The sequence below is a fragment of the Spiroplasma sp. Moj genome (assembly GCF_016082285.1).
Taxonomy (GTDB): domain Bacteria; phylum Bacillota_I; class Bacilli_A; order Mycoplasmatales; family Mycoplasmataceae; genus Spiroplasma; species Spiroplasma phoeniceum.
Map to the genome: position 1 here is coordinate 1 of NZ_MQTY02000167.1, position 715 is coordinate 715.

General features: G+C 17.1%; 1 protein-coding gene. It reads left to right on the top strand.

Translation table 4 applies throughout. From position 1 onward, the window contains the following. Nucleotides 1-414 precede the first annotated feature (414 nt). Entirely contained in the window at nucleotides 415-597 is a 183-nt protein-coding gene (locus BST80_RS05330) for a hypothetical protein (RefSeq protein WP_415746293.1), read from the top strand. Nucleotides 598-715 lie beyond the last annotated feature (118 nt).

The window sequence follows — 715 nt, forward strand, 5'->3', positions numbered from 1 at the left end:
AAGGAAATTATAAAAATTAACTAGTTTGTAGGGTAAAATAGGTTAATTTTTAATTTTAAAGATACTATCTGATGAATAATGCAAATAAAAAAATCGCTCTAATAAGCGATTAATTTAATTNGTATTTAATTACTTTATTTATANTTTTTATAAAAAATCAACTTTTTTCTTACTACCAAAAATTATTAAAATATAAACAGTGTAAATTTATGTTAAATTTTATTTTTATTTTGTAAATACATAGAGCAATTAGGAAACAAAAAAATAAACATAAATATTTTAAAATGGTTTAACAAGTTTTAAATTTTATATTTTTTGATATTGTGAATCATAAAAATAATTAGTTAAGTGATCTTATTATTAATATATTTAACTAATAATTTAGTATTACATAAAATATTTGTGAGGTCGGTGATGAAACGAGATGAAATTTATAATGATAAAATTATAAATGCAAAAGAAAAAATTAAAGCAGTATTATTAAAATATGATTATGATTGAATGATAGGTTTTTCTGGTGGAAAAGATTCAACAGTTTTAATTCAATTTAATTTTTTAACTATTAATTTTATTTATTTACTAATCCCCAATAAATAAAATTAATAGGTTCCTGCATTTTAATAAACTAATATATATAAATTATATATTAGACTTCTTGCATAACCTAGTTATTTTAAAATTCCTATAAAATATATTTAAAATAGAAATTATAGGA